Annotated in this window: 10 protein-coding genes and 1 pseudogene; 7 read left to right on the top strand and 4 right to left on the bottom strand. The window is 66.6% G+C overall.

Translation table 11 applies throughout. The features are described from left to right. The first annotated feature begins 140 nt into the window (after positions 1–140). The 5 genes from ABE472_RS01705 to ABE472_RS01725 all read left to right on the top strand — a co-directional run bounded on the left by ABE472_RS01705 (position 141) and on the right by ABE472_RS01725 (position 4,460). The gene (locus ABE472_RS01705) at positions 141–503 is read left to right on the top strand and encodes a hypothetical protein (RefSeq protein ID WP_346465217.1); all 363 of its coding nucleotides are present in this window, start codon (positions 141–143) and stop codon (positions 501–503) included. A gap of 46 nt (positions 504–549) precedes the next feature. Then, positions 550–1,584, top strand: a complete 1,035-nt coding sequence (locus ABE472_RS01710; RefSeq protein WP_313218058.1) for an agmatine deiminase family protein — start codon at positions 550–552, stop codon at positions 1,582–1,584. A gap of 213 nt (positions 1,585–1,797) precedes the next feature. Next, positions 1,798–2,685 carry a carbon-nitrogen hydrolase gene (locus ABE472_RS01715; protein WP_346465219.1) on the top strand — a complete coding sequence of 296 codons (888 nt, stop codon included), beginning with the start codon at positions 1,798–1,800 and terminating at the stop codon, positions 2,683–2,685. 19 nt (positions 2,686–2,704) lie between these two features. Next, positions 2,705–3,235, top strand: a complete 531-nt coding sequence (locus ABE472_RS01720) for an N-acetyltransferase family protein (protein ID WP_313212341.1) — start codon at positions 2,705–2,707, stop codon at positions 3,233–3,235. 4 nt (positions 3,236–3,239) lie between these two features. Further along, positions 3,240–4,460 (top strand): TraB/GumN family protein, encoded by a 1,221-nt coding sequence (locus tag ABE472_RS01725; RefSeq protein WP_123729051.1) that lies wholly within the window; start codon positions 3,240–3,242, stop codon positions 4,458–4,460. A gap of 294 nt (positions 4,461–4,754) precedes the next feature. Here the strand turns inward: ABE472_RS01725 and ABE472_RS01730 are convergent, their stop codons facing one another. From ABE472_RS01730 to ABE472_RS01740, 3 genes are read right to left on the bottom strand one after another with little or no spacing between them, the layout of a single operon-like run. Beyond that, positions 4,755–7,850: an efflux RND transporter permease subunit gene (locus ABE472_RS01730; protein ID WP_346465222.1), complete on the bottom strand. Its 3,096-nt coding sequence runs from the start codon at positions 7,848–7,850 to the stop codon at positions 4,755–4,757. After that, complete coding sequence (locus ABE472_RS01735; RefSeq protein ID WP_346465224.1) at positions 7,847–11,356, bottom strand: efflux RND transporter permease subunit; 3,510 nt, start codon at positions 11,354–11,356, stop codon at positions 7,847–7,849. Before ABE472_RS01735 ends, ABE472_RS01730 begins: the two co-directional genes overlap by 4 nt. Continuing rightward, entirely contained in the window at positions 11,353–12,498 is a 1,146-nt protein-coding gene (locus ABE472_RS01740) for an efflux RND transporter periplasmic adaptor subunit (RefSeq protein WP_313211586.1), read from the bottom strand. The genes ABE472_RS01735 and ABE472_RS01740 overlap by 4 nt, the downstream gene beginning before the upstream one ends. Before the next feature lie 204 nt (positions 12,499–12,702). Here ABE472_RS01740 and ABE472_RS01745 point away from each other — a divergent pair, with 204 nt between their 5' ends. Continuing rightward, the gene (locus ABE472_RS01745; protein ID WP_019183109.1) at positions 12,703–13,095 is read left to right on the top strand and encodes a c-type cytochrome; all 393 of its coding nucleotides are present in this window, start codon (positions 12,703–12,705) and stop codon (positions 13,093–13,095) included. A gap of 8 nt (positions 13,096–13,103) precedes the next feature. After that, a complete protein-coding gene (locus ABE472_RS01750; RefSeq protein ID WP_019183110.1) occupies positions 13,104–13,565 on the top strand; it encodes a cytochrome c in 462 nt (153 codons plus the stop codon). Between the two features lie 198 nt (positions 13,566–13,763). Here ABE472_RS01750 and ABE472_RS01755 read toward each other — a convergent pair. Next, positions 13,764–14,031 (bottom strand): annotated as a pseudogene (locus tag ABE472_RS01755) (ABC transporter ATP-binding protein); the annotation flags it as partial.

Below are 14,031 nucleotides of genomic sequence, written 5' to 3' on the forward strand. Positions count from 1 at the left end.
GGGTGATGAACAAAAAGCCGCCTCCGGGCGGCTTTTTGCTGCCATTTTTGGTGTAATCGCCAGGTAGCTCACGACCGTTGGTCATGAGACCTGCAGTCGTGAGACCTTCCGCATTCTTGACCACTGGGGAGTAGATCGAGATGAAGCGTTACCTGACCACCTTGCCGTTGCTGGCCGTACTGGCCGTACTGGCCGTACTGGCCGTACTGGCCGTACTGGCCGTTTCCAGCGCCCACGCCGACACGCTGCTGATCGACCGCAGCCGTGAAAAGCCCGCCGTCGCCCTGCCCGTCCGCGGCCAGAGCATGCAGCAGGTCCAGGCCCAGTTCGGCGACCCGGGCGAACGCCTGGAACCCCGCGGCGGTCAGAAGCGCCAGTGGCCCACGATCAACCGCTGGGTCTACCCGCAGTTCACCGTGTACTTCGAAAAGCAGAAGGTGATCGACGTGGTCGCCAACCGCGCCGACGCCAACGAGATCGGTCCGAAACCGCCGATCCGCTGACCCCTTTCCCTTTGCCCGCCAGCCGGCGGGCCATCGCACTGAGATCATGAACGACACGCTCCGCTTTCCGGCCGAATGGGAATCCCAGTCCGCCATCCTGATCGCCTGGCCCCACGCCGACACCGACTGGGCCGACCGCCTGGGTGACGTCGAGGACACCTACATCGCGCTCGTCGCGGCCATCACCCGCTTCCAGCCGGTGGTGATCATCGTTGCCGACGACGACCTGGAGGCGTACGCCGATGCGCGCCTGCGTTCGAACCGGATCGACACGGACCGCGTGCGGTTCGTGACTGCCCAGTACGACGATACCTGGCTGCGCGACTCCGGTCCGATCACGCTCACGCGTGCCGATGGTGGCTTCCGCCTGCTGGATTTCCGCTTCACCGGCTGGGGCGGCAAGTTCGACGCCAGCCTGGATGACCAGCTGGTCGGCGTCCTGCACGCGGCGGGCCTGTTCAACAACGCGGAGCTGCAGAGCATTCCGTTCGCGCTGGAGGGCGGCGGCATCGAGACCGACGGCGCCGGCACCCTGCTGACCACCTGGCAGTGCCTGCACGAGCGTCATCCGGACCGCAGCCGCGACTCGCTCAGCGCCGACCTGGCCACCTGGCTGGCCCAGGACCGCGTGCTGTGGCTGGACCATGGCTATCTGGAAGGCGACGATACCGACGCCCACATCGATACCCTGGCCCGCTTCGCCTCGACCGACAGCATCGTCTACCAGGCCTGCGACGACGCCGGCGATTCGCACTACGCCGAACTGCAGGCGATGGGTGCCGAGCTGGCGGCGCTGCGTACCACCGACGGCCAGCCGTACCGCCTGTTCCCGCTGCCGTGGGCGCAGCCGGTGATCGACGATGGCCGCCGCCTGGCGGCTTCGTATGCGAACTACCTGATCCTCAACGGCGCGGTGCTGATGCCGGCCTACGGCGATGCGGCCGACGAAGCGGCGCGTGCGGTGTTGGCCCAGGCCTATCCGGACCGCGAGATCGTGCCGGTGCCGTGCCGTTCGCTGATCTGGCAGAACGGCAGCCTGCACTGCATCACGATGCAGCTGCCGGCGGGATTGCTGGCCTGATCGACCAGTGAGCGCCTTGGCGGGTCGGCAGCCGACGGAAGAGCGACAGCCCACGACCGATGGTTGTGGCCTGTCCGCCGCTGTTCCGGTCATCCTGCAGAGCCGGCCAGCGGCCGGCACTACCGGTGCGGGTGTTGCCCATTTAGCAGCCAGCACGCTGCGTGCACCCATCCGCGATAAACTGCGTTTTTCCCCTTGCAGGACCGTCTCCGGATGAGCTCACGCCACACCCTTTCCGTCGCCCTGATCCAGGAGCGCAACCACGGCGATGCCGAGGCCAATCTGGCCGTCATCGAAGCGCGCGTGGCTGAAGCGGCCGCGCAGGGTGCCAAGCTGATCCTGCTGCAGGAACTGCACAACGGCGCGTACTTCTGCCAGCACGAATCGGTGGATGAATTCGATCTGGCCGAGCCGATCCCGGGCCCGAGCACGGAGCGCCTGGGCGCGCTGGCCAGGAAGCATGGCGTGGTGATCGTCGGGTCGCTGTTCGAGCGTCGCGCTGCCGGGCTGTACCACAACACCGCGGTGGTCTTCGAGAAAGACGGCACCCTGCTCGGCAAGTACCGCAAGATGCACATCCCGGATGATCCGGGCTTCTACGAGAAGTTCTACTTCACCCCGGGCGATCTGGGCTTCACCCCGATCGATACCTCGGTGGGTCGCCTCGGCGTGCTCGTCTGTTGGGACCAGTGGTATCCGGAAGCGGCGCGCCTGATGGCGCTGGCCGGTGCCGAGCTGCTGCTCTACCCCACCGCGATCGGCTGGGACCCGGATGACCAGCGCGACGAACAGGGCCGCCAGCGTGATGCGTGGGTGCTGAGCCACCGCGGCCATGCCGTGGCCAACGGCGTGCCGGTGCTGAGCTGCAACCGCGTCGGCCATGAAGCCTCGCCGATGGGTGCTTCGGGCATCCAGTTCTGGGGCAACAGCCACGTGCTGGGCCCGCAGGGTGAATTCATCGCTGAAGCCAGTGGCGAGCCGACCGTGCTGGTCTGCGATGTGGACCTGCAGCGCAGCGAACACGTCCGCCGCATCTGGCCGTTCCTGCGTGATCGCCGCATCGATGCATACGGCGATCTGCTCAAGCGCTACATCGACTGACCGACCAGGACACCCCACCGTGACCGTGCACCTGCGCGATGCCACCGATGCCGATATCGCGGCCATCACCGCGATCTATGCGGTGGAAGTAACCGACTTCGTCAACACCTACGAGTACGAGATCCCGGAGGCGGCGGAAATGCACCGCCGCATGCAGGACATCGTCGGCCGCGGCTTTCCGTACCTCGTGGCCGAGGTCGATGGCCAGGTGGCCGGCTATGCCTACGCCAATACCTACCGCGGCCGGATCGCCTATCAGTGGACCGTGGAGAACTCGGTCTATGTGGACGCGGCGTTCCAGGGCCGCGGTGTCGGCACCGCGCTGATGCAGGGCCTGATCGATGCCTGCGTCGCGCGCGGTTACCGGCAGATGGTGGCCGTCATCGGCGAGCCCACCAACACCGCCTCCATCAAACTGCACGAGCGTTTCGGTTTCCATACCGTCGGCGTTTTCCGCGGCCTCGGCCGCAAGCATGGCCGCTGGCTGGATACCGTCCAGATGCAGCGCGCGCTCGGCGATGGTGCCGACAGCGCCCCTTCGAATGAATGATGCAATGACCGATACCCTGATTGACGCCGGCGACACGTTGTTCGCCGGCCAGCCCGTCCGCATCGTCGAACGCGATGGCGTGCGCTACACCCTGCTGGGTACCGCGCACGTCTCGCAGGCCAGCGTGGAAGCGGTGGAACGTGCGATCGAGAGTGGCCGCTTCGATGCGGTCGCGGTCGAACTGGACGCCCAGCGCCTGCAGGCACTGACCGATCCGGATGCGCTGGCCAAGCTGGACCTGGTCGAGGTGATCCGCAAGGGCCGCGTCGCCCTGTTCGCCGCCAACCTGGCCTTGGCCGCCTACCAGCGCCGCCTGGCCGAACAGCTCGAGATCGAGCCGGGTGCCGAGCTCAAGCGCGCGGTCACCCTGGCCAACGAACGCAACCTGCCCGTGCATCTGATCGACCGCGAGGTCGGCCTGACGTTCCGGCGTGCCTCGCAGCGCCTGGGCTTCTTCGGCAAGATCAAGCTGGTGATGGGCCTGGGCGCTGGCCTGTTCGCGTCCGAGGAAGTCGGCGAAGACGAGATCGAGAAGCTCAAGCAGGGCGACATGCTCGAAGCCAGCTTCGGCGAGTTCGCCAGCGAGAGCCCGGCCCTGTACGAAACCATCATCGGCGAGCGCGACCGCTACATGGCCACGCGCCTGCGCGAAGTGCACGATCCGGCCCAGCGCGAAGTGCTGGCCGTGGTCGGTGCCGGTCATCTGGCCGGGCTGGCCAGGTACCTGGAAACCGACACCGACGCGCCGGGCCCGCTGCGCGAGTCGCTGGAAGACGTGCCGAAGAAGCGCAACATCCCGTGGATCACGCTGGCGATCCTGGCCATCGTGCTGACCGGTATCGGCGTGGGCTTCTATCGCGGTGGCCTGGGTGTCGGCAGTGAGCTGCTGGCGGTCTGGGCGATGTACACCGGCGGTCTGGCCGGTCTGGGCTGCCTGTTGGCCGGCAGCCACCCGCTGAGCATCCTGACCGCGATCGTGGTCGCGCCGTTCAAGCCGTTCCGGCTGAGCATCCCGACCGGTGCGTTCTCGGCCCTGGTGGAAGCGCGCCTGCGCAAACCGGCCTACGAGGATTTCCTGAAGCTGCGCGACGATGCGCAGAGCGTCAAGGGCTGGTACCGCAACCGGGTGACCCGCGTGGTGCTGACCTTCATGCTGACCAACCTGGGCAGCATGCTCGGGTTGTGGCTGACCGGGTTCCAGGTGTGGGGCAAGGTCGCGGGGTGATTCCCGCGCCGGCTGTAATCGAAAGGCCACGCAATGCGTGGCCTTTTTTGTGCACGCATGTGGGAACCGCGGGTAGTGCCGGCCGCTGGCCGGCTACGCCCTTGGTGGTACCGGCCGCTGGCCGTCTCCTGTCTCCGGTCGATACCGCGTGAGCCGGCCAGCGGCCGGCACTACCGCCAAGCGTGTAATCCCTTGCCATGCGGCAGAATTGGGGGTTCTCAACGGTAGATCCACGCCATGCGTGGATGCGGTCCGCGAAAAAAGGAGGCCCGCCCAACGGGCCTCCATCCACCCTCAAACCGATTCTGCGCCCGGCTCGACCACCGGAGCATCCACGCCGCGGCCACGCGCGCGCCGGATGATCCGCGACACCGCCGTGCTCATGTCATCGAGCATCGCGTAGATGGTCGGCAGGAACAGCAGGCTCACCACCGTGGAGAACGCCAGGCCGCCAGCGATGGCGCGGGCCATCGGGTAGTACGGCGGACCATTGCCGAGCAGCTGGGTGTCGGTCATGGAGATCGGGATCATCGCCAGGATCGCGGTGCCCATCGTCATCATGATCGGGCGCAGGCGCTCGCGTGAGCCTTCCACCAGCGCCTGGGTCCGCCCCATCCCGCGGCGGCGCAGGTTGTTGATGTGCTCGATCATCACGATGCCGTTGTTCACCACCACGCCCATCAACACCAGGATGCCGATGAAGGACATGATCCCGAACGAGGTGCCGGTGATCCAGAACAGCCAGAACACGCCGAAGATCGAGAACAGCACGCCGCTCATGATCGCCGCCGGGAACAGCAGCGACTCGAACACGGCCGCCATCACCACGTAGATCATCACCAATGCGATCACCAGATTGAACATCATCTGCGACATCGCCTGGTCGTCGTCGCCGTAGTCGCCGCCGTCGAAGCTGAAGGTGTAGCCGGCCGGGAAACTCATCGGCGTGAGCATCTCCTCCATGGCCTTGCGCCCTTCCGGCACGGTGACCTTCTCGGCCAGGTTGGCCTTGATGGTCAGCGTGGTCTGGCGGTTGGTGCGGCCGATCTGCGTGGCCGAGGGTTTGATCGCCACATCCACCAGGCTCAGCAGGGGCACCGAGCGGCCGTCACCGGTGCGCACGGTGTAGCTGGCCAGGTCTTCCGGACTGCTCTGCTCGGCACCGGCGAAACGCACCCACACCGGCACTTCGCTGTCACCGCGGCGGAACTCGCGCAGCGGCGCGCCACGCAGGGCCAGGCCGACGAAACTGGCCACCTGCTCGGCATTGAAGCCGAACGCAGCCGCGCGCTCGCGGTCCACATGGATGGACAACTCGCTGCCCTTCTCGCCGTTGTCGATGCGCACGTCGCGCAGTTCCTTGCGCTGGGCCAGCAGCGGCACCACTTCCTCGCCGATCTCCTGCAGCATCTTGGTCGAGTCGCCGACCAGCTGCACCTGCACCTGGTTGTTGCCACCGCCGCCGCCGTCGCCCGAGTTGCCGACCACGTAATCGGCACGCGCCGACCGCGGCAAGCCCTTGCGCAGTGCCTCCTGCACGGCCGGCATGCTCTTGGCGTGCGCGGTATCGAAGGTCACGATCGTGCTGCTGCCTTCCTGCTCGCTGTACCAGGAATACACCTGCGTGATGTGCAGCGCCTCGCGGTTGTCATCCAGGTAGCGTTCGACGCGTGCCACTTCCTCGGACATCTGCCCGAAGGTATAGGCGCCCTTCCAGTTGTACCCGATGAACACCTCGTGGCCACCCTCGCCACCGAACATGTCGATCTTGGTCAGCTTCATCGGCACCAGGCTGATCAGGATTACCATCACGATGCCGAACACACTCCAGCCACGGTGTTCCAGCGTCCACTGCAGCAAGGTGGCGTAGCGGCGCTGCAGGCGGGCGATCACGCCACTGTCCGAATGCACCAGCTTGGGGGTCTGCATGCGCGCGGACAGCATCGGGATCAGGCTCACCGCGACCAGCCAGGAGGCCAGCAGCGAGACCGAGATCGTGATCGCGATCTGCGACATGAAGATGCTGATGTTGTTGGTCTCGCCGAACAGGTTCGGCACGAACACGATGCAGTGGCACAGGGTGCCGGCGCTCAGCGCGATGGCCACGTTGCGGGTGCCGATGATCGAGGCCAGCCGTGGCTGGTCAGGCATCCGCTCACGTTCCTGGTAAATGCTCTCCACCACCACCACGGCGTTGTCCACCAGCATGCCGACCGCCAGCAGCAGGCCCATCATGGTCAGGATGTTGAGCGTGACGCCGGCGAAATACATGAAGCCCAGCGTGATCACGAAACAGATCGGGATCGCCAGGGTCACCATCAGCGTGGAGGGCCAATGGCGCAGGAAGAAGAACAGCACCGTGATCGACAACAGCAGGCCCACTGCACCCGCCTCGGCCAGCTCCAGCAGCGAAGACGTCACCATCTTGCCCTGGTTGTCGATCACCTTGATCTGCACATCGCGCATCGAGGGCTGCGTGCGGATCGCCTCCACTTCCGCCAGCGCGGCACGCGAGACCTCCACCAGGTTGGCGCTGCGCTCCTTGTAGATATCCAGGCCGACGGCCGGGTTGCCGTCCAGGCGGCGACCGTAGTTCATGCGCGTGGGCTTGAGCCGGATCTCGGCGATGTCGCCCAGGCGCAGGCCCTTGGTGTCGATCACCAGATCGCGCAGTTCCTGCAGGTCGGTGATCTCGCCCACCGGCTGGATGCGCACGCGCTGGCCGTTGTCGTCGATCTGCCCGGCCGAGATCGAGAAGTTCAGCGTGCGCAGGCGATCGCTGAGCTCGTTGATGCTCAGGTTGTGGGCGGTCAACCGGTCCGGGCTGATCGCGATCTCGACCTCGTTCGGTGGGGCACCGGAGATGTTGACCCGCGCCACCCCCGGGATGCGCTCGATCCGCCGCTTGAACTCGCGGTCGAGCATGTCGTATGCGCCGGTCAGGTCGGTGGCACTGGCCAGGCGCACCTTCAGCACCGGGTCATCGCTGCTGGACCACTTGAACACGTTGTAGCGCTGCAGGTCGTCAGGCAGGTCGCTGCGGATCGCATCGATGCGCTCGCGGGCATCGGAGGCCGCGATGGCGATGTCGCGATCCCAGTCGGTGAACTCGATGAAGATGCTGGCACCTTCGGAGGTGGCCGAGGAGCGCATGCGCTTGATCCCGGTCATCGTTGCCAGCGCTTCTTCGGTGGGCCGGATGATGTTGCGCTCGACCTCTTCCGGCGTGGAACCGGTGTACGGCACCTGCACGAACAGGAATGGCGCGGAGATGTCCGGCAGTGCTTCCAGCGGCAGCCGGAACGAGGCGATCAGGCCCACCACCGCCAACGACACAAAACACATGATCGTGGTGATGGGCCGGCGGATGGAGAACTCGGCAATGCTCATGCCGGCTCCTGTGCGGTGTCATGGCCGGCATCGGCCAGCGGCGTCTTGAGGTGCCGGCCACGCGCGCGGTAGTAGGCGTCGCCACGACGATCCAGCAGGTCGTACACCACCGGGATCACCACCAGGGTCAGCAGGGTGGAGATCAGCAGGCCACCGATCACGGTGATCGCCATCGGCGCACGCACTTCGGCGCCTTCGCCCATCGCCACCGCCAGCGGCAGGAAGCCGAACAGCGTGCACAGGGTGGTCATGATGATCGGCCGCAGGCGGGAGCGCGCGCCTTCCACCAACGCCTCGCGCTTGGGCACACCGGCCTCGCGCAGCTGGTTGACCTTGTCGATCAGGATGATCGCGTTCTTGGTCACCAGGCCCACCAGCAGGATCAACCCGATGAACACGACCACCGAGATCGGCTTGCCGGTCAGCATCAACGCCAGGATCGCACCGACCAGCGCCAGCGGGATGGTGAACAGGATGACGAACGGGTGCAGCAGCGACTCGAACTGCGAGGCCATCACCAGATACACCAGGAAGATGGCCAGGCCGAAGGCGAAGATCAGCGAGCGCGCCGAATCGGCCAGCTCCTCACCCTGGCCGCCGATGTGCATGCCCACACCGGCACCCAGCGGCTGCTTGGCGACCATGTCCTGCACTTCGCGCACGGCGCCGCCCAGGTCGATATCGCGCAGGTTGGCCGAGACCACCGCCACGCGGGTCTGATCGGCGCGATGGATCTCGCTCGGGCCGTTGGTGGCGACCACCTCGGCCACCGAATCCAGCGTCACCGGCCGGTTGCTGCCCGGATTGACGATCAGCCGGCGGATGCTGTCCACGCTGGCCCGGTCGCCTTCCTGGGCACGGACCAGCACGTCGATCTTGCGGTCGCGGAAGCTGTAGCGCGTGGCCACATCACCGCGCACCTTCTTGACCACCACATCGGCGATCTGCCGCGTGGTCAGGCCCAAGGCACCGGCGCGCTCCTGGTCGAAGCGGATCTGGATCTCCGGGAAGCCCTCTTCCACCGTGGATTTGACGTCTGCGTAGTGCGGGTTGTTGCGCAGCATCGCGGCCAGCGCCTTGCCGGCCGTTTCCAGCGTGGCCATGTCCTGGCCGCGCAGTTCCACTTCCAGCGGGGTGGAGAAGCTGAAGAGCGCCGGGCGGGCGAAATCGACCTGCACGCCGGGATGCTGCTGCATCGACTCACGCAGACGCTCGGTGATCGCCGCTTCGGTGCGTGCGTTGCCGCCACCGGCCATCACCACGGTCAGCTTGCCGATGTTTTCGCCACTCTCGGTCGGGCTGGCATCCAGGCGCGTGCCGCTGCCACTGACGCCGTACAACGAGGCGATGCTGTCGTCCTTGGCATGGGCCAGCTGCATCTCGCGGACCAGTGCATCGGTCTGCTTCAGCGGCGTGCCGGCCGGCAGCTTGGCGGTCATTTCGAAGCGGTCCTGGGCCAGCTGCGGGATCAGATCCGCACCCAGCATCGGCACCAGCGCCATCGTGCCGACGAAGGCCAGCGCGGCCAGACCCAGCACCTTGCCCGGGTGGTGCAGCGCGCCCGGCAGCAGCTTCAGGTAACCGCGTTCGGCACCGGCGTACGGCTTCATCGCCACATCGCTGGCCTTGCGCATCACCGGGCCGACCACGGCCACCAGACCGCGCCAGACGCGGATCACCGACCAGGCCATCCCGAAGCAGATCCAGCGCACCAGCGTGCCTACGCCACGACGGCTGCCGGCGACCGGCTTCAACCAGCGGCTGTCCGGCTGCCACGGCTGATGCGCGGGTTCTTCCGGGAAGGCCAGCGGTGGGCGGCCCTTGAGCGAGCTCAGCATCGGGATCAGGGTCATCGAGACCAACAGCGAGATCGCGATCGCGATCGCCACGGTCAGCGCCTGGTCGCGGAACAGCTGGCCGGCGATGCCATCCACGAACACCAGCGGCAGGAACACCGCGATGGTGGTCAGGGTCGAGGCGACCACGGCCATGCTCACTTCACGGGTGCCGACGATGGCGGCCTGCAGGATGCTCAGGCCACGCTCGCGCGCCTTGGCGATGCTCTCCAGCACCACGATGGAGTCGTCCACCACCAGGCCGGTGGCCAGCGCCAGACCGCCCAGCGACATCACGTTCAAGCTCAGGCCGAGCTGGCCCATGAAGAAGAACGTGGTGATGATCGAGACCGGCAGCGACAGGCTGATCACGAACGTGCTCCAGCCATCGCGCAGGAACAGGAAGATGATCAGGATGGCGAGGATGCCGCCGATCACGGCGTCTTTCTTGACGTCGCTGATGGCGTGTTCGATGAAGCGCGACTGGTCTTCGATCGTGGTCAGCTCGGCATCGCCGGGCACCTGGCCCTTGATCTGCTCCAGCCGCGCACGCAGCGCTTCGGCGGTCGACACCGTGTTGGCATCGCCCTCCTTGTAGATCGCCAGCTCGACCGCTTCCTTGCCGCCCAGACGGATGATCGCTTCGCGTTCCTTGTAGCCCTGGCGCACGGTGGCGACATCCTTCAGCCGCACCGGCACGCCGTTGGCGATGTTGGTGGAGCTGCTGCTGGATGCGCTCTGCGCGGCCGAGGCGGCGGCCACGGCGGCATCCGAGCCGGTCGAGGCGGCGATGGCGAACATCTGCTGCATCGCTGCATCGGCGGCGCTGCCGTTGCTGCTCTGGGTGGTCACCAGCAGATTGCGGATGTCCTCCAGATCGGCGAACTGGTTGAGGGTGCGCACCAGGTAACGCTGCGAGCCTTCCTCCAGGCGACCGCCGGAGATATTGATGTTCTCTTCCTTGAGCCGCTTGATGACATTGTCGATCGGCAGGTTGAGCTGGGCCAGCTTCTGCTGGTCGATGTCGACCTGGATTTCATCCTCCAGACCGCCGCCGACCTTGACCGCCGCCACGCCGGTGACCGGCTCCAGTTTCTTCTTCAGGTCTTCATCGGCGTAGCGGCGCAGCTCGGTGAGCTGGCGCACGGCCTCGGCATCGCTGGACGGATCGGTCTTCGCCGAGATCACCAGCCGCATGATCGGTTCGGTGGACGGATTGAAGCGCAGCAGCACCGGGGACTTCGCCTCCAGCGGCAGGTTCAGCGCTTCCATCTTGTCGCGCACCTCCAGGCTGGCCTGGTCCATGTTGGTGCCCCAGGCGAACTCGAGCACCACATCGCTCTGGCCGGTACGCGAAATCGATTTGAGCTTGCGCAGGTTCTTGACCACGCCGACGGCTTCTTCGACCGGCTCGGTGATCAGCGTTTCGATTTCCGCCGGCGCTGCACCGGTGTACTCGGTGCGCACGGTCAGGGTCGGGTAGCTCAGGTCGGGCAGCAGATTGACCTTGAGATTGCCCAGCGCGATGAAGCCGAACAGCATCAGCGTGACGGTGAACATCGCGATGGTGACGCGGCGGCGGGTGGCGAATTCCACCAGGCCGCCGCCTTGGGCACCGGGGCGCTCGCCCTGGTGCGGATCATTGCCGTGGTCGTTGCCGGCCGCTGTCATTGACGGCTCTCCGCCTTGGCCGGCGCCGGCTTGGCGACGGCAGTGGCGGCCGGCTTGGCACCGATCACCTGCACCGCGGTGCCGTCACGCAGCGCCACCTTGCCGGCTGTAACCACCTGATCGCCTGCGGCCAGGCCCTCGCGGATTTCCACCCACGGGCCTTCGGCATAGCCCAGCTTGACCGGCACGCGTGCGGCCTTGCCCTCGCGCACGCGGAACACCGCCGGCTCGCCATCGTCGAGCAGTGCGATGCGCGGCACCACCAGAGCATCGGCACGCTGGTCGTAGTCGATCCGGATGCGGCCGAACATGCCCGGCTGCAGGCCTTCAGCGTCTTCGCCGAAGCCGCTGACCACGCGGAACGTGCCGCTACCGGCATCGACCACCGGCGAGATGCGGTCCACCGTGCCCGGGAAGGTCTTGCCCGGCAGCGCGTCGGCGATCAGCGTGACCGGCTGGCCCGGGCGCAGCGTCGCCAGCTCGCGCTCGGGCACGTTGAGCGTGGCTTCCAGACGCGAGTTGTCGACGATGCGGAAGATCGGAGTGTTGATCTGCACGAAGTTGCCGGTCTTGATCGAGCGCGAGGCGATCACGCCCGAGATCGGCGCGACCACCGTGGTGTAGGACAGTTCAAGCGTGGCCAGGCGGTACTGCGCGCGGGCGTTGTCGAGGTCGTACTTGATCTGGTCGACATCGGCGGCGCTGACCATCTGCTCGCCGACCAGCTTGTGGGCACGCTGGTAATTGTTCTCCAGCTTGCGCATCTGCGCTTCGCTCTGGGCAACCGCCAGGCGCGCACGGTCCGGGTCCAGCCGCACCAGCGGCTGGCCGGCACGTACCTGCTGCCCTTCTTCGACCAGAACGACCAGCGCGACGCCGGAGGTCTTGGCGACCACCTGCGACTCGCCCCGCGGTTCCAGTGCGGCCGTGCCGGTGTAGCTGGCGGCGACGGCGCGACGGCTGGCAGCGACGGCTTCGACCGGTACCGCATCGACCTTCTTCTCGGCCTTGCCGTCCTTTTCAGCAGCGTTGGCTTCGGCGGGGCCGGCGCCACCGCAGCCGCTCAGCAGCAGGGTGGAGGTGATCAGCAGTGCAGCGGCACAGCGTCCGGTGCGGCCGAGCAGGAAAGTGTGTCGCGACATCGTCGTGTCCCTAAGGATGCGTGGGCAGGTGTGGTAGCAAAGTAATGCACCACGTCACGACCACACCATATCCCAAAGGTCATGGTGACCTGCGGCGATGGCTTCCCGGGCCCGGTTTCAGCTAGATGAAATGGCAGGCTATACTCGGCCCAGTTCCGTACCCCACGCCGGAACGACCAGACCCGTTTATCGGAAAAGGACATCATGCGCCCGCAGCCGCTCGCCGCTTGTCTCGTTCTGGCCGTCCTCCTGCCCCTCGGGGCCGCCGCACAGGCCGCAACACCCGCTCCTGCAGTACCCGCCACCCCCGCTCCGGCCGCCACCGCGCCGGCGCCCGCCGCCGTCACCGGCCGGTTCGACAATGGCCGTGTCCTGGCCTACACGTGCCAGGGGTGCCACGGCATCACCGGGTACAAGAACGCCTACCCCAGCTACAAGGTGCCCAAGATCGGCGGGCAGACCCGTGAGTACCTCAGCCAGGCGCTGACCGAGTACCGCCACGGCAAGCGCAAGCATCCGACGATGCAGGCGCAGTCGATGAGTTTCAGCGAACAGGAGATCGCCGATCTCGCTGTTTACCTGTCCACCGTCAAATAAGCGCGCTCATGTCGAAAGCCACGCCACTCCAGCGTTACGCCATCGCCCTGTCCGTTGCCCTGCTGATGACTGCGTGCTCGCAGTCACAGGTGGAGAACAGCGCAGATTCCGCCGCCGATCCGGGCCACGCCAGTGGTGAACACGGGTCCGGCTCCTCCGCCGGCCTGCCGGCCGGCCGCATCGCTGCCGGTGAGGCGCGTGCCCAGGTGAAGGGCAAAGCCACCGGCCAGAGCTGCATCGACTGCCACGGGGCGGACGGCAACAAGCCGATCGACCCGACCTATCCGAAACTGGGTGGGCAGTACGGGGATTACCTGGCGCACAGCCTGCAGGCCTACCGCGCGGGGGATCGTCAGCACGCGCTGATGACCCCGCAGGCGACCGACCTGAGTGATCAGGACATCGCCGATCTGGCGGCCTATTTCGGCTCACGGCCGACCCAGCTGCGGGATCTGCACGGCTTGAAGTGACAGCGGTAGAGCCGACCGTTGGTCGGCTGCCCTTCGTCAGGGCGTCATGAACCTCTGACGCCAGCCGACCAACGGTCGGCTCTACGCGTGCGGGCGACCAACGGTCGGCGGCGTTACGCGGGCGGCCGACCAACGGTCGGTTCCATACGTCCCCCACCGTCAAGCCGACCAACGGTCGGCTCTACATCGATTGCTGGATCAGGCGTCCAGCTCTTCCCAGCGCGCGTACGCGGCATCCAGCTCGGCCTGCACCTTGGCGAGCTTCGCATTGTGCGCGGCCATGTCGGGCGCGCTGCGCTGATAGAACGCCGGGTCGTTCATCGCGGCGGTGAGGCCTTCGACGTCCTTCTCCAGCGTTTCGATCTTCAACGGCAGCTGTTCCAGCTCACGCGCATCCTTGTAGCTCAGCTTGCGCTTGGGCTCGGCCGGCGCCGCGGCAGCCGCGGCCGCCGCAACAGGCTTGGCC

Source organism: Stenotrophomonas sp. TWI809 (assembly GCF_039673205.1).
Lineage (GTDB): Bacteria > Pseudomonadota > Gammaproteobacteria > Xanthomonadales > Xanthomonadaceae > Stenotrophomonas.

Coding starts and splice junctions, on each gene's coding strand:
- ABE472_RS01750 (WP_019183110.1), top strand. CDS start 13,104: ATGTCGAAAGCCACGCCACTCCAGCGTTACGCCATCGCCCTGTCCGTT.
- ABE472_RS01705 (WP_346465217.1), top strand. CDS start 141: ATGAAGCGTTACCTGACCACCTTGCCGTTGCTGGCCGTACTGGCCGTA.
- ABE472_RS01710 (WP_313218058.1), top strand. CDS start 550: ATGAACGACACGCTCCGCTTTCCGGCCGAATGGGAATCCCAGTCCGCC.
- ABE472_RS01740 (WP_313211586.1), bottom strand. CDS start 12,498: ATGTCGCGACACACTTTCCTGCTCGGCCGCACCGGACGCTGTGCCGCT.
- ABE472_RS01730 (WP_346465222.1), bottom strand. CDS start 7,850: ATGAGCATTGCCGAGTTCTCCATCCGCCGGCCCATCACCACGATCATG.
- ABE472_RS01735 (WP_346465224.1), bottom strand. CDS start 11,356: ATGACAGCGGCCGGCAACGACCACGGCAATGATCCGCACCAGGGCGAG.
- ABE472_RS01745 (WP_019183109.1), top strand. CDS start 12,703: ATGCGCCCGCAGCCGCTCGCCGCTTGTCTCGTTCTGGCCGTCCTCCTG.
- ABE472_RS01715 (WP_346465219.1), top strand. CDS start 1,798: ATGAGCTCACGCCACACCCTTTCCGTCGCCCTGATCCAGGAGCGCAAC.
- ABE472_RS01725 (WP_123729051.1), top strand. CDS start 3,240: ATGACCGATACCCTGATTGACGCCGGCGACACGTTGTTCGCCGGCCAG.